Source organism: Pseudomonas sp. SDO5532_S415, assembly GCF_054071155.1.
The window spans coordinates 1-22,511 of sequence record NZ_JBSVWS010000098.1; the positions used below are offsets into that span (position 1 = coordinate 1).

A 22,511-nucleotide genomic window follows, 5' to 3' on the forward strand; every position below is an offset into this window, starting at 1 on the left:
GGGGGGGTGTCTCTTTGAAAGAACGCATACCCGTGTGGGAGCGAGCCTGCTCGCGAAGGCGTCAGCGGTAGCACCACCATGTCCAGATCGGAAAACCAGCGTTACGCCCTGTAAAGAAACACTTACGAATTCCATGGATTGCCCCTGTGAAATCGTCATCTTGCCAAGGCTGTAAGAAAATTCTTCCGCCTATGTCATCCATCGATGCAGTTGCAGCGCTCTAACCCGCTTGTTTCCCCCGCCCCGGCAAGGTGTCATGCGCGCCATGCCTGTCGTGCAGGTGCATAACAAAAAGGAGGCGCAATGAACGCCGCAATCCGTTTCCAGTTCTCAGCGTGGGCCGGTTTTCTTACCGATCCCGTCAATGGCCCGCAAAGGCCTGACTCCCTTTTTGCAGCCGCCCGAGCCTCTCGGGGCGGACACAGGCAATCCCGGCAAACGACTCACTGATCCGTGGTGTCTGGCAGCAGGGGGTTGGCGGTGTACAATGCGCCGCGTTTTACCTGTGACCTCCTGCGCATCTGCGCAAACCTCAAGGCTATCCGCCTTGTTCACTCCGCCACGTCACGAGCGTGTCGGGTTCGATTTCGTCACAGATAAAAACAAACAGGTGACGCATGACCGTTGTAAATACGCTGAACTCCTGGTGCCTGCGCTGGGGTTTGATCGGTGCCGCTTAACGTCTTTTCCAAGCAGCAACGCCTACAGAACATCATCAAACCTTGCGTGAGACCCTTTTCATGAGTGGACAAAACTCGCATTCAGGCGAGCTGAAACGCGGCCTGAAAAATCGCCACATTCAACTGATCGCCCTCGGTGGCGCGATCGGTACCGGTTTGTTCCTCGGCTCGGCCGGGGTACTGAAGTCCGCCGGTCCGTCGATGATCCTCGGGTACGCCATCTGCGGCTTCATTGCCTTCATGATCATGCGCCAACTGGGCGAAATGATCGTCGAAGAGCCGGTTGCCGGTTCCTTCAGTCACTTTGCGCATAAATACTGGGGCGGCTTTGCCGGCTTCCTGTCGGGCTGGAACTGCTGGATCCTGTACATTCTGGTGGGTATGTCGGAGCTGACCGCCGTCGGTAAATACATTCACTACTGGGCACCGGAGATCCCGACCTGGGCCTCGGCCGCTGCCTTCTTCGTGCTGATCAACGTGATCAACCTGGCTAACGTCAAAGTCTTTGGCGAGGCCGAGTTCTGGTTCGCGATCATCAAGGTCGTGGCGATTGTCGGCATGATCGGCCTGGGCAGCTACCTGCTGGTCAGCGGTCACGGCGGCCCGGAAGCGTCGGTGACCAACCTGTGGTCCCATGGTGGTTTCTTTCCGAACGGTGTCAGTGGCCTGGTGATGGCCATGGCGATCATCATGTTCTCCTTCGGCGGCCTGGAAATGCTCGGTTTCACCGCAGCGGAAGCCGACAAGCCGAAAACCGTGATCCCGAAAGCCATTAACCAGGTGATCTACCGGATCCTGATTTTCTACATCGGTGCGTTGGTTATCCTGCTTTCCCTGACCCCATGGGACAGCCTGCTGGCGACGTTGAATGCGTCCGGCGATTCCTACAGCGGCAGCCCGTTCGTCCAGGTGTTCTCGATGCTCGGCAGCAACACTGCCGCGCACATCCTCAACTTCGTGGTCCTGACCGCAGCGTTGTCGGTGTACAACAGTGGTACCTATTGCAACAGCCGCATGTTGCTGGGCATGGCCGAGCAGGGCGATGCACCGAAGGCGCTGGCGAAGATCGACAAGCGCGGCGTGCCGGTGCGCTCAATCCTGGCTTCGGCCGCGGTGACGCTGATTGCGGTACTGCTGAACTACCTGATCCCGCACAGTGCGCTGGAACTGCTGATGTCCTTGGTTGTGGCCACCCTGGTGATCAACTGGGCAATGATCAGTTACTCGCACTTCAAGTTCCGCCAGCACATGAACAAGACCCGGCAGACGCCGTTGTTCAAGGCTTTGTGGTACCCGTACGGGAACTACATCTGCCTGGCGTTCGTGGTGTTCATTCTGGGCGTGATGCTCTTGATTCCGGGGATTCAGGTCTCGGTGTACGCGATTCCGGTGTGGGTCGTGTTCATGTGGATCTGCTACGGCATCAAGAACAAACGTCGTGATGCAGGTTCTGCTGTAGTGGGTTCTGCAACCCGATAAGCCGTCAGTAAAAGAAAATGCCCGTATCGCGAGATACGGGCATTTTTTATGGGCGTTCTGTTTTTCAGGCTTCAGAAATGCAAATGCCCCGACAGGTCGGGGCATTTTTTGTTCAGGCGTTTGGCTTACATGTTCGGGTAAGTCGGGCCGCCAGCGCCTTCCGGTGCCACCCAGGTAATGTTCTGTGCAGGGTCCTTGATGTCGCAGGTCTTGCAGTGAACACAGTTCTGGGCGTTGATCTGGAAGCGCTTCTCGCCGTCTTCCTTGGTCACCACTTCATACACGCCGGCCGGGCAGTAGCGCTGGGCAGGTTCGTCGTAGAGCGGCAGGTTCTTGCTGATCGGGATGCTCGCGTCGGCCAGCTTCAGGTGGCACGGCTGCTCTTCTTCGTGGTTGGTGCCGGAGATGAACACCGAGCTGAGCTTGTCGAAACTGATTTTGCCATCCGGTTTCGGGTAGTCGATCTTCTTGCAGTCGGCCGCCAGTTTCAGGCAAGCGTAATCCGGCTTGGTGTCGTGCAGGGTGAACGGCAGTTTGCCGCCGAAGATGTTCTGGTCGAGCCAGTTGAAACCGCCGCCGACGATGGCGCCGAACTTGTGGATCGCCGGGCCGAAGTTGCGGCTGGCGAACAGTTCGTCGTGCAGCCAGCTCTTCTTGAACGCATCGACGTAGGTGGTCAGTTCTTCGGTGCCGTCCTTGTCGGCGAACAGCGCGTCAGCCACGGATTCGGCAGCGAGCATGCCCGACTTCATCGCGGTGTGGCTGCCCTTGATCTTGGCGAAGTTCAGGGTGCCGAGATCGCAACCGATCAGCGCGCCGCCCTTGAAGACCATTTTCGGCAGCGAGTTCAGGCCGCCCTTGCAGATGGCGCGGGCGCCGTAGCTGATGCGCTTGCCGCCTTCCAGGTACTGCTTGAGTACCGGGTGATGCTTGAGGCGCTGGAACTCGTCGAACGGCGACAGGAAGGTGTTGCTGTAGGACAGGTCGACGATCAGGCCGACCACGACCTGGTTGTTTTCCAGGTGATAGAGGAACGAGCCACCGGTGTTTTCGGTGCCCATGATGTCCATCGGCCAACCGGCGGTGTGGACCACCAGGCCAGGCTGGTGCTTGGCCGGATCGACTTCCCAGATTTCCTTCAGGCCGATGCCGTAGTGCTGCACGTCGGATTCATTGTCGAGGTTGAAGCGCTTGATCAGCTGCTTGCCAATGTGGCCGCGGCAACCTTCGGCGAACAGCGTGTATTTGCCACGCAGCTCCATGCCCGGGGTGTACAGGCCTTCTTTCGGCTGACCTTCGCGGTCAACGCCCAGGTCTCCGGTGATGATCCCGCGAACCACGCCGTTCTCGTCGAACAGTGCTTCCTGAGCCGCGAAGCCGGGGTAGATTTCCACGCCCAGGTTCTCGGCCTGCTGGGCCAGCCAGCGGCACAGGTTGCCCAGGGAGATGATGTAGTTGCCTTCGTTGTGCATGGTCTTGGGCACAAAGAAGTCCGGAATTTTCTGCGCGCTTTCGGCGTTTTTCAGCACGAAGATGTCATCGCGGGTGACCGGGGTGTTCAGCGGCGCGCCAAGTTCTTTCCAGTCCGGGAACAATTCGTTCAGGGCCCGTGGTTCGAACACGGCACCGGACAGGATGTGAGCACCGACTTCGGAGCCTTTTTCAACCACGCAGACGCTGATTTCCTTACCGGCTTCGGCGGCCTTCTGCTTCAAACGGCAGGCGGCGGACAGGCCAGCGGGGCCGGCACCGACGATGACCACGTCGAATTCCATGTATTCGCGTTCCACAGGCTATCTCCTACTCAAGGCTCAACAGTTTTTTTCTAATTTTTAAGGTTTGGTGTCGCATCCATGAATCCCAGCGCAACGTGGGGAGCGGACAATCGATCAACCACCTTTCTCTTTGGGTGGCGCATTATATCTACACCACTCTCAGGGTCCAATACAAACGTTTGTTTGAATTGGCTCAAAGCCAGAGAAATCAAAGTCACGCGGGTTATGAACGGCTATTTTGCCGTATTGACCGGAATAGGTGTTCCGGTCAAGATACGGGCGGTTTTGCGCTCGCCGTAGGCTGAATGTTGGTTTCAAGAGCACCTCTAAAGACAGGGCGATGGCAGTACAAGGTGATGCGCAGTTCAGGTTAGCCGCGCAGTTTACACGCCGCGATATTGAATGACTTGTCGGTCACCACTGACGAACGGTCATGAACATCGTGAGCGATGGTCACTTGACATGAATGCCGGCGTTTTTAGAGGTGCCCTTGCGCCCCATGAGCATCAACCGCCAGGTTCGCCTAGGCGACTTTCTTTTCACCGGAGAGTAACGAGGAATCCATGAAGGTTCTTGTAGCTGTCAAACGCGTTGTGGATTACAACGTCAAGGTCCGCGTCAAGGCGGACAATTCCGGCGTCGATCTTGCCAACGTCAAGATGTCGATGAACCCGTTCTGCGAAATCGCAGTGGAAGAAGCCGTACGCCTGAAAGAGAAAGGTGTTGCGACTGAAATCGTCGTCGTCTCCGTCGGCCCGTCCACCGCCCAAGAGCAACTGCGCACCGCGCTGGCTCTGGGTGCCGACCGCGCCATCCTCGTCGAATCCGCCGAAGATCTGACTTCCCTGGCCGTTGCCAAACTGTTGAAAGCTGTTGTCGACAAGGAACAGCCTCAGCTGGTGATCCTTGGCAAGCAAGCCATCGACAGCGACAACAACCAGACTGGCCAGATGCTTGCTGCATTGAGCGGTTACGGTCAGGGCACGTTTGCTTCGAAAGTCGAAATCAGCGGCGACAAGGTTGCCGTGACTCGCGAAATCGACGGCGGCGCACAGACGGTTTCCCTGAAACTGCCGGCCATCGTCACCACCGACCTGCGTTTGAACGAGCCGCGTTATGCGTCCCTGCCAAACATCATGAAAGCCAAGAAGAAGCCTCTCGAAGTGCTGACTCCGGACGCTTTGGGCGTTTCCACCGCCTCCACCAACAAGACCGTGAAAGTCGAAGCGCCTGCTGCACGCAGCGCGGGTATCAAGGTCAAGTCGGTGGCTGAACTGGTCGAGAAACTGAAAAACGAAGCGAAGGTAATCTAAATGACTATCTTGGTTATTGCTGAACACGACAACAAAGTGCTGGCCCCGGCCACGCTGAACACCGTGGCTGCCGCTGCCAAAATCGGCGGCGACATCCACGTTCTGGTTGCAGGCCAGGGCGCTGGCGCCGTGGCTGAAGCCGCTGCGAAAGTCGCTGGCGTGAGCAAGGTCCTGTCCGCTGACAATGCCGCTTACGCGCATCAGCTGCCGGAAAACGTTGCGCCACTGGTTGCCGAGCTGGGCAAGGGCTACAGCCACATCCTGGCTGCCGCCACGTCCAACGGCAAAAACATCCTGCCACGCGTTGCCGCGCAGCTGGACGTTGACCAGATCTCCGAGATCATCTCGGTAGAAAGCGCTGACACCTTCAAGCGTCCGATCTATGCCGGTAACGCCATCGCTACCGTTCAATCGAACGCAGCGGTCAAAGTGATCACCGTGCGTGCCACCGGTTTCGACCCGGTTGCAGCTGAAGGTGGTTCTGCTGCCGTTGAAGCCGTTGCTGCTGCTCACGATGCGGGTACTTCCAGCTTCGTCGGCGAAGAGCTTGCCAAATCTGATCGTCCGGAATTGACCGCTGCCAAGATCGTCGTTTCCGGCGGGCGCGGCATGCAGAACGGCGACAACTTCAAGCACCTGTACGCCCTGGCCGACAAGCTGGGCGCTGCCGTCGGTGCTTCGCGCGCCGCGGTCGACGCAGGTTTCGTACCCAACGACATGCAGGTCGGCCAGACCGGCAAGATCGTTGCGCCACAGCTGTACATCGCCGTCGGTATCTCCGGCGCGATCCAGCACCTGGCCGGCATGAAAGACTCCAAAGTGATCGTAGCGATCAACAAGGACGAAGAAGCGCCGATCTTCCAGGTGGCCGATTACGGCCTGGTGGCGGACCTGTTTGAAGCCATCCCTGAGCTGGAGAAGCTGGTCTAATCCGGCTGCTTCACTTATAAAGAGCCCGACCTTTTGGTCGGGCTTTTTTTTGTTCCGGATTTGATTGGGAGATTGTCGCCATGGATCTGCATCGCGTATCTGGCTGGTCAATGCTTGCGGGGTTGGCGTTGCTGCCGGGACTGGCCGTCGCGGCGGGCAAGTGCGAGCGCCTGGTGGTCACCGGCAGCCCGGATGCGCCACCGTACTTGTGGCAAGACCCGCAAAACCCCAAGCAGCTGGTTGGCGCCAGTGCCGATCTGTTGCAGCACGTGGCGGCGGAGTTGGGCATCAAGGTCGAACTGCTTTATGCCGGCAAACGCTCTCAGGCCCTGGACGAAGTACGCAGCGGCCGCATGGACATGCTGGCCGATGCACCGTTGATGGTCAGCGAGATGCAATCCCTGGACTACATTCATCCGCCGTTGCTGGAGAACGATTACCTGGTCTGGACCCGCAAGGATTCGCCACTGGTCTACAACGACGTGCAGGACCTGCATGGTCATACCGGGGCTTTGTCGGAAAAGTCTCGAATGACCTCGGCATTCGGCACTTTCGCCGAGCAGCAATTGACCCTGTCCCGTACGGCCAACCTGACCCAGGCCTTTCAGAAATTGCTTTTGGGTGAGGTGGAATTTGTCCTCGCCGGACGCTACTCGGGCATGGCAATGGCGCAGACCCTGGGTATGGCCAATGACCTGATCGCGCGCGCGCAACCGGTCGACAAGCCGGGACTGTATCTGGCGGTTTCCCATAACTCGGCCTGCAACGATCCGTGGTTGCGCGGACAGCTGGCCAAAAAGATGACAGAATTGCCCGCGTCCGGACTGACCGAGGCCGTGCTGCAGCGCAATATCGAACGTTGGAATGCGCAGCAGAAACAATCTGTCAGTACCCCAAAACAGTAGGGATTTTTAGTGAGTATTCGACCTCTTTTCGCTGCCCTGGCCGTTCTGGCTCTGGTGGGTTGTGCAGCCGATCCGGCGCCGAATGAACAAATTCGCCTGACCGAGCAGGCACTTGAGCAAGCCAAGGCCGTTGGCGCCACGGCCGATGAAGTACCGGAAATGAAACTGGCCGAAGACAAGTTCAACCGTGCCAAGGGCAGCATGAACGACCAATCCTTCAGGAACGCACGCATGCGGGCCGAGCAGGCCGAGCTGGATGCGCGTCTGGCTGAAGCCCGGGTCCTGACCCTCAAGAGCGAGGCACAATTGGACGTGCTCAACACCCGCATCGCCCGCCTGCGCAAGCAATTGGGAGATGCCCAATGAGCCTCGGGTCGAAAGTTATCGGTGGCTTGATCCTGGCAGGTTGCGTGAGCCTTTACGGCTGCGCGGGTCAGCACAGCGAAGCGGCCTTGCAGCAGGCCGGTGCCGACTTCCAGAAGGTCAAGGAAGATTCCAACGTGTTGCGAATCGCGCCGAAGGATGTGATTCGCGCCGGCGAGTCCCTGGCGCGCGCCGACCGTTTGTCCAGCTATTGGGGCAGTGGGTCCGACGTGGCGCATTACGCTTACCTGAGCCAGCGCTACAGCGAAATTGCTCGGGAGCACACCAATCAGGTGCTCAACGAAGAGCGCGCCGCGAAGCTCGAACTGGAGCGGCAGCGCCTGCAACTGGCCTTGCGTGAGTCCAAGCTGCTCAGCGTGCAGCAACAGGGCAAATGGCTCGAAGAACAGATTGTGGCGTTGGCCACCACCCAGACCGACCGTGGTCTGGTGATGACCCTGGGCGACGTGCTGTTCGACACCGGTGAAGCGGAGCTGAAAAACTCGGCCAACCGCGTGGTGTTGAAGATCGTGCAGTTCCTGCAGCTCAACCCCAAGCGTGTGGTGCGTATCGAAGGTTATGCCGACAGTACTGGCGGCAAACAGGAAAACCTCAAGCTGTCCCGTGACCGTGCGCAATCGGTGGCGGATGTGCTGATGGACCTGGGCATCGACGACAAGCGCATCAAGGTCGAAGGTTACGGCGATGAGTACCCGGTGGATGCCAACGCTTCCGAGCGCGGCCGGGCGCAGAACCGTCGGGTGGAAATTGTGTTCTCGGACGAAAAAGGCCAGCTCGGCGCCGCTCGCTAAGGGTTGCGTCACTGGAAAACCCGGCCTGCCAAGTCAGCGCCGGGTTTTTTTACGCCTGCAAATACCCATGCTTTCCGAAAAAAGCAGTACAGATCTTGCTGACACTGCACTGTATGGTCGACTATTGTGGCAACTGTCCCAGTACACTTCTAAACTGTTCCGGTATCGTTTCCGACAAGAATAAAATGCCTGTGAAATCGAGTGCTGCGTCATGACCAATCTCTTGCTGTACCAACGTATTGCTCAGCAACTGGCCGAAGACATCCGCCGAGGTGTCTATCAGCCGGGGGAGCGCGTGCCTTCGGTGCGCAAGATGAGCTCGCAGCTCAATGTCAGCCATGCCACCGTATTACAGGCCTATGCCAACCTTGAAGATCAGGGGTTGATCCGCGCCCGGCCGCAGTCGGGTTACTACGTGCACCAGACGCCGGCCCTGACCGCGCCGACGCCGGACATCGCCCGGGTCGAGCGCCCGGGGCTGGTCACCCGCAGCAGCATCATCCAGCAGGTATTGGTCGAGTCCCGCCGCGAAGGTGTATTCCCGTTGGGGGCCGCAGTGCCGAGCGTCGATTATCTGCCGGTACGGGCCCTGCATCAGCAACTGGCCAAGGTCACCCGTTTCCATAGCCCCCGTGCCTTCAGCTATATGTTCAGCCCCGGTTTCGAGCCGCTGCGCCGACAGGTGGCGATCCGCATGCGCGATGCCGGCGTGGTGGTCGATCCGTCGGAAGTGGTCATAACCCATGGCTGTGTCGACGCCTTACAGATGTCCCTGCGCGTGCTGACCCGACCGGGCGATCTGATCGCTGCCGAATCACCGACCTACTACGGTCTGCTGCAGCTGGCCGATCTGTTGGGGCTCAAGGTCATCGAGATTCCCAGCGATCCGTCCACCGGCATGAGTCTCGAAGCCCTGCAACTGGCGGCCAACCAGTGGTCGATCAAGGCGCTGGTGCTGACCACACGCCTGAGCAATCCATTGGGCGGCACCATGCCGGAAGAGCGGCAGAAACAGCTGCTGCGCCTGGCGTCGGATTTCGATATTCAGGTGGTCGAGGACGACATCTACGGTGAGCTGATGTTCGAGCAGGGGCGCACCAAGGCGCTCAAGGCCTATGACCGGCTGGACCGGGTGATCTATTGCTCGAGTTTTTCCAAAACCCTGTCGCCGGGCGTGCGGATCGGCTGGATGATCGCCGGCAAGTATCAGCAGGAAATCCAGCGCTTGCAGACCTTCAGCACCCATTCGGCCTGCAGCGTCACGCAGATGGGCATTGCTGCGTATCTGGAGAATGGTGGTTACGACCGGCATTTGCGTTACATCCGTCAGGAATACCGCAAGAACCTCAGCGCCTTCCAGTTGGCAGTGCAGCAATATTTCCCCGAAGGCACGCAAATGACCCGGCCGACCGGCGGTTTCATTCTGTGGGTGAGCCTGCCGGGACGGGTCAACACCCAGGAACTGCACGTGCGTGCGTTGCAGCAGGGCATCAGTATCGCGCCGGGGCTGATTTTCAGTAACACCGAGCAGTTCAATCACTGTATTCGACTGAACTGTGGCATCCCCTGGAACCGTGAGGCAGAACGCGCGTTGATGACCTTGGGCATGCTGGCCACCCAACTTTGCCAGGAGACGGCCAGCGGCTTTTGACGGGGCGGGCGGGTTCTTGTTGTCGGCGCTTGTCACGGCGCCTGCAACAGGCGAGCATATGTCCCCTCTGTCGTTTGCGCGATGTGCGCCGTTGGGTCCATGAAACTGATTCGTAGTGCCGCCTGGTTGTTGATCTGCCTGTTAGTCAGTGCTCAGCCGGTATCCGTTATGGCCGCTTCGGCTCAGGAGAAACCGGCGGCTGGCACGCCTTCGAAAAAAACTACGCCCGCAAAAAAAACTGCACCGGTCAAAAAGAAAGTGGCTGCGGTAAAAAAGCGCCCACCGATTGCCGCCAAGTCTAAGCCGGCCAGTGAGGTGGTGAAGACCCAACTTCCTTCAGCCGACCTGGATCTGAGCCTGCCTGAGGACATGGTCGAGGAATTGAAACCGGTCGGTACCGTGCCATTGCCGAAGCGCGAACCGGTGTTGCCGCAAATGTTCGGTGACAAAAGCAGCCAGTTCCAGCTCAACGGTCGCTTGATCAGCAACGAAATGCAGTTGCAACTGCGCAATGAAGAGCGCCGGGAAGTGGAAGGCGCGGCGCTGGAGTTCGAGTTCAAGCGCTGAATCCAGTCCGTTTGTAACCCGCCGGACAGACGCTTTGTCGGAGACTGGTCAGTCACATACCTCCAACAGGGAAAAACCCACGGTCCGGTAATTTAAAACAACTGTTTTAGCGGTTACTCTGTGCCCCGTCCTTTAACACATTGCCCGTCGCGAGGAGCTCGTCGTCATGAAATGCCGTGAAGGCTGTGGCGCCTGTTGCATTGCCCCATCCATCAGTTCACCCATTCCCGGTATGCCCAATGGCAAAGCCGCCGGGGAACGTTGCCTGCAACTGTCTGCCGATAACCTGTGCAACATTTTCGGCCAACCGGAACGTCCTGCGGTGTGTTCGGCATTCGACGCCGACCCTGAGGTGTGCGGAAGCAGCAGCGAAGAAGCGATCCGGCTGCTTGGCTGGTGGGAGCAAATGACGGCCGCGTGATGTGTGGGTTCGCACCTGCGATCACCTGCGAAAAACCTGGAGGTGATCGCAGGTGCGAGCCGAACGAACGGAACTTCAACAATAAGGAATAAAACTATGGGTTCGCTGCATCGTATGGCTGTTCTGTGTGGGTTGTCGGCTGTATTGGCTACCTCGGTCGCCCAGGCTGAAGACTGGAAGGTCGCCAAGAATGAAGACGGCATCAAGGTGTCCCTGAGTGAGGTGGCCGGTTCCGATTACAAGGCTTACCAGGGCGTCACCCTGATGAAAACCACCGTCGCCAAACTGCGTGCATTGCAGGATGACGTGTCGGGCGCCTGTGCCTGGATTCATGAATGCAAGACCCAGAAGTTGCTCAAGCACGAAGGTGATCAGAGCTGGACCTATACCCAGTTCAATACCCCATGGCCGGTCACCCCGCGTGATTCGGTGCTGCATATCACCACCCTCGAAGGCGCCGACGGCAGCCTGACCCGCAAGCTCGAAGGCGTGCCCAAGTATCTGCCTGAAGAAAAAGGTTTTGTGCGGGTCGCCAAGGTCGATGGCTTCTGGAAGTTCGTTCCGAAGGGCGATCAGGTTGAAGTGACCTATCAGGTGCACACCGAGCCGGGTGGCAGCGTGCCGTCGATGGTGGCCAACAAGTTTGTGGTGGATGCGCCGTTCAATACCTTGAAAGCGCTCAAGGCTCGGGCTGAGAAGTAAGTTTTGATTTGAGCGGGGGCCTATCCGGTTCTGCGGTAACGACCACTAATGGTTCCGTGCCTGCTCATTGCCCTGTGGGAGCGAGCCTGCTCGCGAAGGACGTCAACGATAACGCGCCCTGTCTGAGCGAGCGCGGTGTCCGGGCTTTTTTCGCGAGCAGGCTCGCTCCCACAAGGCAACCGCGGATAGGCACACCATCAAAAGCCCAGGTCGCCACCCAACCACAGCCTTTAATTTGTTTCCGAATATACGTTGCACAAAATTTTCACAAACACTCCAAGACAATTCGCGCGCGCCGACATGCCGGACACTAATCAATGGCAATGCCGCGGTTGATCGTGCACCATTTGCGCACCGCGCAAACCCCGGGGTCGAGTACTGGCCAACAGAGGGCAGGGCGCAGCTGTTTTTTTGAAACTTCAACTTCCAATGGGTCCTAATACGACATGGCAATCCCGGACGCCCTGAGTCAGCAGCGAGCCTCGAGTCGCCTGCTGCAACCGACCGTCAAATCGCATCTGGCCTACACGCTGTTGTGCGCTCTGGTCATGATGGTGATGTTTTCAGCACTGCGCCTCGCGCTGCTGGTCTACAACCGTGAAATGATCCTCGATACTCCAGCCTCGACCTTTATCGAGGCGTTCGCCAACGGCCTGCGTTTCGACCTGCGTCTGGTGGTCTACCTCAGCATTCCGCTGATCCTGGCGCTGTTCAGTGCCCGGGCCATGGCGGCGCGCGGGTTCTTCCGTCTGTGGCTGACGGTGGCCTCCAGCATCGCGCTGTTCCTGGGCCTGATGGAGATGGACTTCTACCGTGAATTCCACCAGCGCCTCAACGGTCTGGTCTTCCAGTATGTGAAGGAAGACCCGAAAACCGTGATGAGCATGCTCTGGTACGGTTTTCCGGTGGTTCGCTACCTGTTGGCCTGGGCCGTAGGCACCTGGATCCTCAGCCTGGCGTTCAAGGGCGCCGACCGTGCCACCCGTCCCCGTGGTCCGTTCAGTGGCGGCAGCATCAGCACACGCCAGGTCGCGCCCTGGTACGCACGTATCACGGTGTTCGTGGTTTGCCTGCTGATCTGCGTGGTCGCGGCCCGTGGCACCTTGCGCCAGGGCCCGCCGATGCGTTGGGGGGACGTCTACACCACCGACTCCAACTTCGCCAACCAACTGGGCCTCAACGGTACGCTGTCCCTTGTGGAGGCGGCGAAGAGCCGGGTCTCCGAAGACCGCGACAACATCTGGAAAGCCAGGTTGCCACAACCGATGGCACAGCAGACCGTGCGCGACATGCTGGTGATGAAGGACGACAAACTGGTGGATGGCGAGACCGCCGCGGTGCGTCGCGACTACCTGCCACCGGCCGACAAGACCTTGCCGATCAAGAACGTTGTCGTGATCCTGATGGAAAGCATGGCCGGTCACTCGGTGGGCGCACTGGGCGCACCGGGCAACATCACGCCCTACCTCGACAAGCTGTCGCAGGAAGGCCTGCTGTTCGACCGCTTCTTCTCCAACGGTACCCACACCCACCAGGGCATGTTCGCCACCATGGCGTGCTTCCCGAACCTGCCGGGTTTCGAATACCTGATGCAGACGCCGGAAGGTAGCCACAAGTTGTCTGGCCTGCCGCAGTTGCTCAGCGCCCGTGACTACGACGATGTATACGTCTACAACGGCGACTTCGCCTGGGATAACCAGTCGGGTTTCTTCAGCAACCAGGGCATGACCAACTTCATCGGGCGTAACGACTTCGTCAATCCGGTGTTCTCCGACCCGACCTGGGGCGTGTCCGACCAGGACATGTTCGACCGTGGCCTGGAAGAACTGAAGGCCCGCGACGGCAAGGACAAGAAACCGTTCTATGCCTTGCTGCAAACCCTGTCCAACCACACCCCATACGCCTTGCCGACACCATTGCCGGTCGAGCGTGTAACCGATCGCGGCAGTCTGAACGAACATTTGACCGCCATGCGTTACGCGGATTGGGCGCTGGGTCAGTTCTTCGAGAAGGCTCGCAAGGAGCCGTACTTCAAGGAAACCCTGTTTGTCGTTGTCGGCGACCACGGTTTCGGCAACGAGCGTCAGATCACCGAAATGGACCTGGGCCGTTTCAATGTGCCGATGCTGATGATCGCACCGGGCATCCAGGAAAAGTTCGGCAAGCTTGACCACACGGTCGGCACGCAAGTCGACATCGTGCCGACCATCATGGGCCGGATCGGTGGGGAAGTGCGCCATCAGTGCTGGGGGCGCGACCTGCTCAACCTGCCTGAGGGCGATACCGGTTTTGGCGTGATCAAGCCATCGGGCAGCGAGCAGACCACGGCCATCGTGACGGTTGACCAGATTCTGGTGCTGCCAAGGGACAAGGACATGGCGCCGAAGATGTATCGCTACGAACTGGGCGCCAAGCCGCACGCCGAAGTCGTACCGGATGCACCGGGCACCGCCGAGATGAAAACCAGACTGGAAGCGTTCCTGCAGACGGCGACCAAAAGCCTGATCGATAATACCGCCGGTGTCATCGATGGCAAGCCGGACTGAGACAGGCCCCTCGGGGGCTGATACCGATCAGTCAAGCCTCTGCGCCTGACCGTCAAAAGCAGTAAAACTGAATCCGATGCCTGTCCGGGCATCGGATTTTTTTATGCCTTTGAGGGACTTGGTGTTTGGCAAATCAAGGCTTGTACCTGTCAACTTTGACAGTAGACAGCCCTGGGGGATGGGCGTTTTATACAGGTGCTTGCGCCGCCTGAGCCGACGTTTGCAACAGCGACGTTGATAGCGGGCAGTGTGGCAAGGATGAGTGTCGATCTGTTCCTGTCTCTATGGCTTTCGGGCCATGTCTTGGTCATGCAGTGGAACCGCGTTGGAAGACATTCCAATAGAAACATCGGAGTTGGCATTGGCTCTTTCTGGCCGGCCACTTCGGTTCAGGTGGTTCACCGCGGGACGCTGAATCAGCAGATTTGTCCGACGGGTTGAAACACTTGGCTGACGAGTGAGGCTTGCTTCATGACTAAGTCTGTCGGTGTGAATCGTTTGCTGTGGCTCGTGGGGCTGGTGGCGCTCGCCGCTGTGATCGCTCTGGTGATGTTCGCCAGAACTTCAGAGCCAACGCCCTCACCTCAGTCCTGTACCGCGCCCGATTATGAAAAGGGCGCGCTCTATGAGCAGGGGCAACAGGTTCAGCATGCCGGCCAGCAGTTTGAATGCTGGAAAGATGAAGAGGCACCACTTGGCGTCGGCAGTTGGCAGTGGTGCAAGCTGCCGGTCTATGAGCCATTGGTTGCCGGCGGTCCGTGGAAGGATGCATGGAAAGAACTCGGTGAATGCGACGGCTTCGAAGGCAATCGCCTGACCTTGAGTTTTGCCACCCTCAGCGGCAAGGCACCCCTGAAACCGGCGGTGCCCGGTGTTGCGCGTGCTGATCAGATAGTCACCGGTACCTTGCGCTGCAAGGCCGAGGAGATTGCGATCAGCGCGACGGCCAACGAAACGATCCACCTCGATAATCTGAAAGCTTGCGACTATCAACTGGTGATGAACAGCGCTGATGGCTACATCCCGCTGAACACCCCGCGCATTGTCTCGTTCAAGGAGGCGCAGGGAGAAGAACAAGCGGTGACGGTGAAGTATCGGCCGCCGGTGGACGTGAACAAGCTCAGTGGTTTGCCGGGGGTAAAAATCGAGCTGTTTGCCCAGGGACTTATCCAGCCCCGGCAGATGGCCATGGGCAAGAACGTGTTGTATGTCGGTTCCAGCGCGATCCCGTCGTACGTCTATGACGGAAAAATCGCCGACATGATCTACGCGTTGCCACTGGATGGAGCGGGCAAGCCGACGGGGATTTACGTGATCGCCAGCGGTCTGGAAGAACCCCATGGCGTGGCGTATCGCGATGGCGATCTGTATTACTCGACCACGGGTGGCCTGTATCGCTTGCGTGACGCGGACGACCATTACAAGGATCCGAAACCCGAGCGGGTTTTCAACTTTCCGGCAGATGACAAGGTGTTTCCCTTGCCCCCCTTGGCGTCGGGTTCGAACACTCGCATCTGGCACCAGAAACACCCCTTGCGTTTCAACTCGCTCGATCCGTCGGACAACTGGCTTTATACGGCGGTCGGTATTCCCTGCAACCTGTGCATGATCCCCGCCGACAAGCGTTACGGGACGATCTTGCGTTACTCCCTGGAAACCGGCGAGTCCGAGATTCTGGCCAAGGGCGTACGCAATTCAGTTGGCTTCGACTGGAATCCCAGCGACGGCAAAATATTGTTCAGTGACAACAATCGCCAGGGCTTCCCCAATCCTGATGAAGTCAACGTAATCAGTGGTCGCGGGGTGCATTTCGGTGTGCCTTACCTGTTTGGCAAGAGCATCCCTGGTTTCACCCCTGAGGAATACCAGAATCCGGGTGTGATCCAGCCACCGCTGGTGCCTGGCGCCATTGTTTCTGACAAGCCGCTTGATCAAATCAATCCGGTTGATTATGTAGCAGCCGCTTTTGAATCGGGGACCAACACTGCACCGCTCGGTGTCAAGTTCTGGAGCGGTTATCCGACCACCCCCGGTACCCAGCGTTTGCTGGTCGCGATGCACGGTGCGGGCTCCACCGTCCGCCCGGGCATGGATATCCAGATGCTGACCATTCAGGGTTCACGAGTGGTCAACCAGATCCCGCTGATCAATGACTTTGTGCAGGATCCGAATAATTTTGATGTCTATTGCCTGGACAACTCGTGCATAGGCCGCCCCGTCGAGTTTCTTCAATTGGCCGATGGCAGTCTGCTGATCAGTGACGACGTCGCAGGGGCAATTTATCGCGTGCGGTATGACGCGACGGGGCTGCCGCCGACTCAATTGACGATACGCCCGATGCTTCCACCACCCGGCCTGGAAAACAAGATGATCAGCGGTTACCTGATTGCCCCCGATGGCAATAGCCGGCTTGTGCAGGTTTCATGGTTCCCGGGAGACACTGCGGCGGCGCTGGTTCTCAATGGGCTTGCGTACGGCGATTATAAGTTGCGACTCAATGATGTGGAAAACTACATTCCCGTGGTGCGCAACACCTCCGTCACGCTATCGGAAACCAGTCAGAAAAAGACCATCAACCTGAGTTACCGCGAGCGGCCGGTCAAACTTGAGGTCGAAGTGACGATCAAGGCCCCCCCAAAACCTGCTTCGGTCTCCGATCCTCAATGGCGCATCAGCCTGGTCAACGCGGCGAAGAGCAACGCTGAACCAAAGGTCATATCCGTTCCGTGGGGCGGCAGTACCCTGCAGAAATTTGACTATGGCAACTACACAGTCATCTACCCGTTTTACTCAAAAGAGAAACCTGTACCGGAGCTGGAGCGGGTGGTGATTGATGAGTCCAGCGAGGACCGGCAGCTTCCAGCCATGGCCTACCAACATGTCGAGAACCTCGGCGAGTCGGTCCTGGCGGGCGCCTGTACAAAATGTCACTCGGTCGAGTATTTCGACAGTGCGAGCAAGGCCTTGCTCTGGAGCGTGGCGGGGCGGGACGCGCTGGTCAGTCACATCCAGACCATGCCGGTATCTGGGCATTGCGATAAAACCTGTGCGACCCAGATCAGCGATCACTTGTTCGACAACGTCTGGAAACCTTACCTGGATCAGGGCGAATCCTATGGCGCACGGCAGTTGCGATTGCTCACACCCAGTGAATACACCGCCAGCGTCAGGGACATCCTGGGTGTGAACATCAATCCCGATAAGCTGCCGGCCGACAAATCCGAAAAACACTTTAAATACCCGGGTGAAGCGGATTTGGGCGTTCTGCAGCCAGAGGACGTCAAAGCATTGTACGACGTGGCCTTGGCGGTGGCCGATGAGGTTCCACCAGCACGATTGAAGGCACTGGCCATCTCCCGGGTCGGGACCGATCTGGTGACCTCCCTGGGCTATCAGCTGTTCCGTCGACCCGTGACTGACGCGGAGCGTTTGCGTTACCAGACACTGCTCGACGAGGAGGGGGCGTCCGCCCTGATTACCGCGTTCTTGATGTCGCCGCATTTTCTCTATCGCTCGGAGCTGGGGACGGCGACAGCCATGGCAAGCGATGTGTACCAACTAACGCCGTTCGAAGTCGCGACCGCACTCTCTTTCGGCTTCCTGGGCACTACACCGGATGTTGAACTGTTGGGCAAGGCGCAACGCAACGAATTGCAGACCTCACAACAGATCTCCGCGGAGATTGAGCGAATGATGCAAACGGATCGCGGCATCGAGCAGTTCAATCGCTTTATCAGCTATTACGTCAAAACCATTCGCGGTGTTCAGGAAAAACCGGGACTCACCAAGTCAATGATTGAGCTCATGGCGCAGGAGCAGTATCTGCTGAGCAAAAACATGATGTTGAGTTCAGGCACCCTGAATGAGTTGTTCAACCCCGGTTACACCTATCTGAATAAGGCGCTGGCTGAGCATTATGGTATCAGCGGTGTGACGGGCAGCACGATGCAAAAGGTCGCGGTGGACGAAAAACGGGGAGGGCTGTTGCATCTGGGGCGGACACAGACGGCCACGTCGGACTTCGAGGCCACCTCATTGGTCAAGCGCGGAATCATGATTCGCGAGCAGTTGTTCTGCCGTGAGTTCGGCGCCCCGGTGGAGCCCGATCCTGTAGGTCCTGTTTTTCCGGATCGGCCCTATACCACCCGTGAGCGCTGGGATTTGATCAACGGTGAGCAAGCGTCAGGAGGGCGCTGCTGGCAATGTCACCAATTCATGAATGACACCGGCTCCGCGATGGAACACTACGATGCGGCCGGTCGTTATCGTACCCAGGAAAAAGCCTACAACTATGAGCAATATCCACAGATGTTGCCGATCAAGGCCTCCGGTCCCTTCTTGAGTTCGACGGGCACCGAGCACATCAATGACGTTCGCGGTATCGCCAACATTATTCCACGGCATCCCGCATCCCAGTTCTGCATGGCCGAGAGTTATTTCCGGTTCGTGTTCGGCAACAAATCGGATGCATCGACCTCGGGTACCGTGAAGACGATTGCCGATGGCTTGAAAGCCTCAGGTTCACTGACAGAGATGCTGCGGAACCTGGGGACTTCCAAGGCGTTCATTTACAAGACCGAGAGGCATTGATCATGGGCATTTTGAAAAGTCGTCGGCGTTTTCTCGCGGGCCTGGCTGCAGCAGGTGTCTATGGTCCCTTGACCCAATTCGGGTTGGCGCGCATGGCGTTGGCGGGGCAAACGCAGCAACCCAAGTTGAAGGCCCTGTTTGTGATACCCCCCGATGGGTTGGCAACGGACTCCTATCGAGGCGGTGCATTTGGTGATGGGCTCGGATTGTGGCATCCCGAAGCACAGGGGATGGATACCACGGTTTTTACCTTGAAAGACGTCAGTAAGGAGCTGGAGGCTTATCGCAGCCAATCGTTGTACGTGCGCGGGATTAAGTCGGGGCCGGGAAACTCGGGCCATGACAACTGGAACTTCATACTGCGTGATGACGCACGGAGCAAATCGTCTATTGACGTTCTGCTGGGGCAAGCGCTGCCGGGTAATGAGCCGTCGCATCGCAGCCTGTTTTCCGGCCCGCACGCCGGGACTGACGGCACGCCCTGGTATGTGTCGTTTCGTGATAATGCGATTCGCACGCCCTATCAAGACCCTAAGCTGATGGCAGAATCGTTGTTCAAGGCGCCGGCTCAAACTCGACGCGCACTGGAACCCGGGGCCGGAAAGTTGCTGGAGACCTCCCTGGCGGATATCCAGGAAATCAAAAGCAAGCTCTCCCCCGGGCAGCGGCAAAAACTTGATACCCATCTGGACTCAGTGGAGCAGGTCATCAAGGACCTTGAAGATGCACGGCCACCCGTGGGGTGCGAGCCTGTGAACCCCCCGGAGCTGGATTTTCGCTCGGCTTTGCACCGCACCCGCACTCAGGCCGAGCACCATAAAGTGGTGGCCACCGCCTTGAGTTGCGGGATTACCCGCGTCGCCACGATACAGATCGGGCGCTCGGCGGAGTCGCTCAATATCCTTGATGTCAGTCCTACCAATAATCCCCACGATTGTGCTCACCGTCGGGCGGGTGAAACCCTCTGGAGGGAAACACGGCAATGGTACGTCAAGCAGGTCAAACTGTTGATGGATGAGCTGGCCAGACATGAGGATCCAGACATGCCCGGCCACAGCCTGCTCGAATGTCTCCTGGTCATAGTCACCAGCGAAATGGCTGACGGAGAGCCCGAGCACTCGATCGATATGCCGCTGCTCTTTATGGGGGGCGCATGCGGGCTATTGAAAAGCGGGGACGGTGCAGGACGGTATCTCAATATCACGTCACAGGCCGATTATACGCACCACACGGGGAACCCGGTCATCGGCAAGAAATTCGTCGACATGCAGCGGATCTGGGCAACCGTTGCCCAGGCCGCCGGAACCAGCGTGCCGTATAGCGGCAATATCGACCCGGTCAGCGGGATATTCACTAACGTATGAAGCACAAAGACGATGCCAGTCAGGTTGACTGACTGGCATCGTCTTTTCGCGGGTTTTGTTTGTTTTTCAGACGTTCATATCTTGCCGAGTAACAACAGGATCAGTATCACCACCAACACTACGCCGATGATACCGGACGGGCCATAACCCCAACTTCTGGAGTGCGGGAAGACCGGCAGACCACCGATCAGTAACAGGATCAGAATGATGAGTAGAATTGTGCCCATGTCTATTTCCTTGCTGTAAGAATTCAGGAATGACCTAGTCGTTAGTGGTCAGCGGGAATGCGATTAATTCGAGCTGCTTAAAAAATCCGACTGTTGGGCATCGAAGAAAATTCCAAGTTTTTTTAATGTTTTTCGAACAAGGGATTATTTCCTTTCCAGTGACATTAGTTGTCGGCGACGCTTCCCGGGTTTGCTCGGGCCATTCAGCAATCTGATGGAGCGTGGGTCGGACATTATCCTTCGCTACACTCGACGCATCTTCCCCGGAACAACAAGGCTGTTTGCTATGCAAAATCGCATGATGATCACTGGTGCGGGCTCTGGCCTGGGTCGCGAAATCGCGCTGCGCTGGGCGCGTGAAGGCTGGCAATTGGCCTTGTCCGACGTCAGCGAACCTGGTTTGCAGGAAACTTTGAAGTGGGTACGTGAAGCCGGCGGCGACGGTTTTATCCAGCGTTGCGACGTGCGCGATTACAGTCAGCTGACAGCCTTTGCCCAGGCCTGCGAAGTGAAACTCGGCGGCATCGATGTGATCGTCAACAATGCGGGCGTGGCATCGGGCGGGTTCTTCAGCGAACTGTCCCTGGAAGACTGGGACTGGCAGATCGCGATAAACCTGATGGGCGTCGTCAAAGGCTGCAAGGCCTTCCTGCCATTACTGGAAAAGAGCAAAGGCAAGATCATCAACATCGCGTCGATGGCTGCATTGATGCAAGGCCCGGCCATGAGCAACTACAACGTGGCCAAGGCAGGCGTGGTGGCGTTGTCCGAAAGCCTGCTGATCGAACTGGCGCATCAGGAAGTCGGTGTGCATGTGGTCTGCCCGTCGTTCTTCCAGACCAACCTGCTGGACTCATTCCGCGGCCCGACCCCGGCCATGAAAGCCCAGGTCGGCAAGTTGCTGGAAAGTTCGCCCATCAGCGCTGCCGACATTGCCGACTATATCTACCGACAGGTCGCTGCCGGCGAGTTCATGATCCTGCCTCATGAGCAGGGCCGTATGGCTTGGGCACTCAAACAGAAAAACCCGCAGCTGCTGTACAACGAAATGACCGTGATGGCCGACAAGATGCGCGCCAAGGCCAAACAAACCGCCGGCTGATCTTGCCCGCAAGCGTCGGCGTCGCTAGGGTGGCCGCCATCGGCCATCCTCGCGAGACGTGCGCATGCTCAATTACCTGTGGTTTTTTCTGGCGGCGCTGTTCGAAATCGCCGGTTGCTTCGCCTTCTGGATGTGGCTGCGTCAAGGCAAGAGTGTCTGGTGGGTGCTCCCGGCGTTGCTCAGCCTGACCTTGTTCGCGCTGTTGCTGACCCGCATCGAAGCGGCCTACGCCGGTCGCGCCTATGCCGCTTACGGCGGTATCTACATCATTGCCTCGATTGGATGGCTGGCGGTGGTCGAGCGGATTCGTCCGTTGGGCTCGGACTGGATCGGCGTGGCGCTGTGCGTGATCGGGGCGAGTGTCATCCTGTTCGGTCCGCGCTTTTCCGCCTCCTGACGGATTGCGCCTTCATTCAAACGCCCCGTCGGACGTTTCCGTCAGGGGAGTTTGCCGTTGGCTGTCAGTTCGGTCTGGATTACCGCCGTTGCCTTGAAGGCTCGCCCTGAGCCGGGCATCTTCAAGGTCCGGTAACCTTGAAGGACGAAGGCCATGCTTGTACTCAGTCGCGTTGTGGGCGAATTGATTTCCATCGGTGACACCATTTCCATACGCGTCCTTGCCGTCAACGGAAACAATGTGCGTTTTGGCGTCGAGGCTCCCCGGCACATCAACGTGCACCGTTGCGAGATCTACGAGCGGATCCGGCTCAAACTGCCTCGCAAGAAAAAATCAGTCGAATAGATGTTTGGGCACATTGTGCTTGAGCATCAATTGGCATTGCTCGCTTTCCGGGTCGAAGACGATCAGTGCCTGGCCTTTGGTCAGCGCCTGGCGCACGCGAAGGACGCGGGTTTCCAGTGGCGTGTCATCGCCGTTGTCGGTGCCGTCACGGGTGACGAAATCTTCGATCAGGCGGGTCAGGGTGTCGACTTCAAGTTGGTCGTGGGGAATCAGCATGGGGCACCTCGGCTAAGCAATGGCGCGATGCTACGGCGAATGGGAGGTCGCCGCTAGCCTACGGGTTTGCATTGTTTGATCCGGCCCCTTCGCGAGCAGGCTCGCTCCCACAAGGTACGCGGTTCA

At 58.2% G+C, this 22,511-nt stretch carries 19 protein-coding genes; 16 read left to right on the forward strand and 3 right to left on the reverse strand.

The genetic code is table 11. The features are described 5' to 3' along the window. Positions 1-740: 740 nt before the first annotated feature. Positions 741-2,159 (forward strand): amino acid permease, encoded by a 1,419-nt coding sequence (locus ACW9HW_RS19685; protein ID WP_457401375.1) that lies wholly within the window; start codon positions 741-743, stop codon positions 2,157-2,159. Between the two features lie 125 nt (positions 2,160-2,284). Here the strand turns inward: ACW9HW_RS19685 and ACW9HW_RS19690 are convergent, their stop codons facing one another. Then, a complete protein-coding gene (locus tag ACW9HW_RS19690) occupies positions 2,285-3,949 on the reverse strand; it encodes an electron transfer flavoprotein-ubiquinone oxidoreductase (RefSeq protein ID WP_095196452.1) in 1,665 nt (554 codons plus the stop codon). Positions 3,950-4,497: 548 nt separating this feature from the next. Here ACW9HW_RS19690 and ACW9HW_RS19695 point away from each other — a divergent pair. The 12 genes from ACW9HW_RS19695 (at position 4,498) to ACW9HW_RS19750 (ending at position 20,098) form a co-directional block, all read left to right on the forward strand. Continuing rightward, positions 4,498-5,247, forward strand: a complete 750-nt coding sequence (locus ACW9HW_RS19695) for an electron transfer flavoprotein subunit beta/FixA family protein (RefSeq protein ID WP_095196453.1) — start codon at positions 4,498-4,500, stop codon at positions 5,245-5,247. Then, entirely contained in the window at positions 5,248-6,177 is a 930-nt protein-coding gene (locus ACW9HW_RS19700; RefSeq protein ID WP_095196454.1) for an electron transfer flavoprotein subunit alpha/FixB family protein, read from the forward strand. It begins immediately after the preceding gene. A gap of 80 nt (positions 6,178-6,257) precedes the next feature. Continuing rightward, a complete protein-coding gene (locus ACW9HW_RS19705) occupies positions 6,258-7,082 on the forward strand; it encodes a substrate-binding periplasmic protein (protein ID WP_457401378.1) in 825 nt (274 codons plus the stop codon). A 9-nt stretch (positions 7,083-7,091) separates the two neighbouring features. Then, a complete protein-coding gene (locus ACW9HW_RS19710) occupies positions 7,092-7,448 on the forward strand; it encodes a DUF4398 domain-containing protein (RefSeq protein ID WP_457401379.1) in 357 nt (118 codons plus the stop codon). Further along, positions 7,445-8,257 (forward strand): OmpA family protein, encoded by an 813-nt coding sequence (locus ACW9HW_RS19715; RefSeq protein WP_095196457.1) that lies wholly within the window; start codon positions 7,445-7,447, stop codon positions 8,255-8,257. Before ACW9HW_RS19710 ends, ACW9HW_RS19715 begins: the two co-directional genes overlap by 4 nt. Positions 8,258-8,468: 211 nt before the next feature. After that, positions 8,469-9,908: an aminotransferase-like domain-containing protein gene (locus ACW9HW_RS19720; protein ID WP_095196458.1), complete on the forward strand. Its 1,440-nt coding sequence runs from the start codon at positions 8,469-8,471 to the stop codon at positions 9,906-9,908. A 99-nt stretch (positions 9,909-10,007) separates the two neighbouring features. After that, positions 10,008-10,475 (forward strand): translation initiation factor 2, encoded by a 468-nt coding sequence (locus ACW9HW_RS19725; protein ID WP_457401381.1) that lies wholly within the window; start codon positions 10,008-10,010, stop codon positions 10,473-10,475. A 166-nt stretch (positions 10,476-10,641) separates the two neighbouring features. After that, positions 10,642-10,896, forward strand: a complete 255-nt coding sequence (locus ACW9HW_RS19730; RefSeq protein WP_095196459.1) for a YkgJ family cysteine cluster protein — start codon at positions 10,642-10,644, stop codon at positions 10,894-10,896. A 96-nt stretch (positions 10,897-10,992) separates the two neighbouring features. Then, the gene (locus ACW9HW_RS19735) at positions 10,993-11,598 is read left to right on the forward strand and encodes an START domain-containing protein (RefSeq protein WP_457401383.1); all 606 of its coding nucleotides are present in this window, start codon (positions 10,993-10,995) and stop codon (positions 11,596-11,598) included. Positions 11,599-12,044: 446 nt separating this feature from the next. Then, positions 12,045-14,144, forward strand: a complete 2,100-nt coding sequence (locus ACW9HW_RS19740) for an LTA synthase family protein (RefSeq protein ID WP_095196461.1) — start codon at positions 12,045-12,047, stop codon at positions 14,142-14,144. 471 nt (positions 14,145-14,615) lie between these two features. Beyond that, a complete protein-coding gene (locus tag ACW9HW_RS19745) occupies positions 14,616-18,734 on the forward strand; it encodes a DUF1592 domain-containing protein (protein WP_457401385.1) in 4,119 nt (1,372 codons plus the stop codon). 2 nt (positions 18,735-18,736) lie between these two features. Then, positions 18,737-20,098, forward strand: coding sequence for a DUF1552 domain-containing protein (locus tag ACW9HW_RS19750; RefSeq protein ID WP_457401387.1), 1,362 nt, complete (start codon positions 18,737-18,739; stop codon positions 20,096-20,098). Positions 20,099-20,172: 74 nt separating this feature from the next. Here ACW9HW_RS19750 and ACW9HW_RS19755 read toward each other — a convergent pair whose 3' ends face one another. Further along, positions 20,173-20,331 carry a DUF3309 family protein gene (locus ACW9HW_RS19755; protein WP_170948722.1) on the reverse strand — a complete coding sequence of 53 codons (159 nt, stop codon included), beginning with the start codon at positions 20,329-20,331 and terminating at the stop codon, positions 20,173-20,175. A 280-nt stretch (positions 20,332-20,611) separates the two neighbouring features. Between ACW9HW_RS19755 and ACW9HW_RS19760 the strand changes: the two genes are divergently transcribed. From ACW9HW_RS19760 to csrA, 3 genes are all read left to right on the forward strand, one after another. Further along, positions 20,612-21,427 carry an SDR family oxidoreductase gene (locus ACW9HW_RS19760; protein ID WP_457401389.1) on the forward strand — a complete coding sequence of 272 codons (816 nt, stop codon included), beginning with the start codon at positions 20,612-20,614 and terminating at the stop codon, positions 21,425-21,427. A 64-nt stretch (positions 21,428-21,491) separates the two neighbouring features. Next, positions 21,492-21,824: a YnfA family protein gene (locus ACW9HW_RS19765; protein ID WP_457401391.1), complete on the forward strand. Its 333-nt coding sequence runs from the start codon at positions 21,492-21,494 to the stop codon at positions 21,822-21,824. 153 nt (positions 21,825-21,977) lie between these two features. Beyond that, positions 21,978-22,169, forward strand: coding sequence for a carbon storage regulator CsrA (csrA, locus tag ACW9HW_RS19770; protein ID WP_095196466.1), 192 nt, complete (start codon positions 21,978-21,980; stop codon positions 22,167-22,169). Here the strand turns inward: csrA and ACW9HW_RS19775 are convergent. Further along, on the reverse strand, positions 22,158-22,385 hold the full coding sequence (locus tag ACW9HW_RS19775) for a YheU family protein (RefSeq protein ID WP_457401393.1): 228 nt from the start codon (positions 22,383-22,385) through the stop codon (positions 22,158-22,160). The genes csrA and ACW9HW_RS19775 overlap by 12 nt on opposite strands. Between the last annotated feature and the right edge of the window lie 126 nt (positions 22,386-22,511).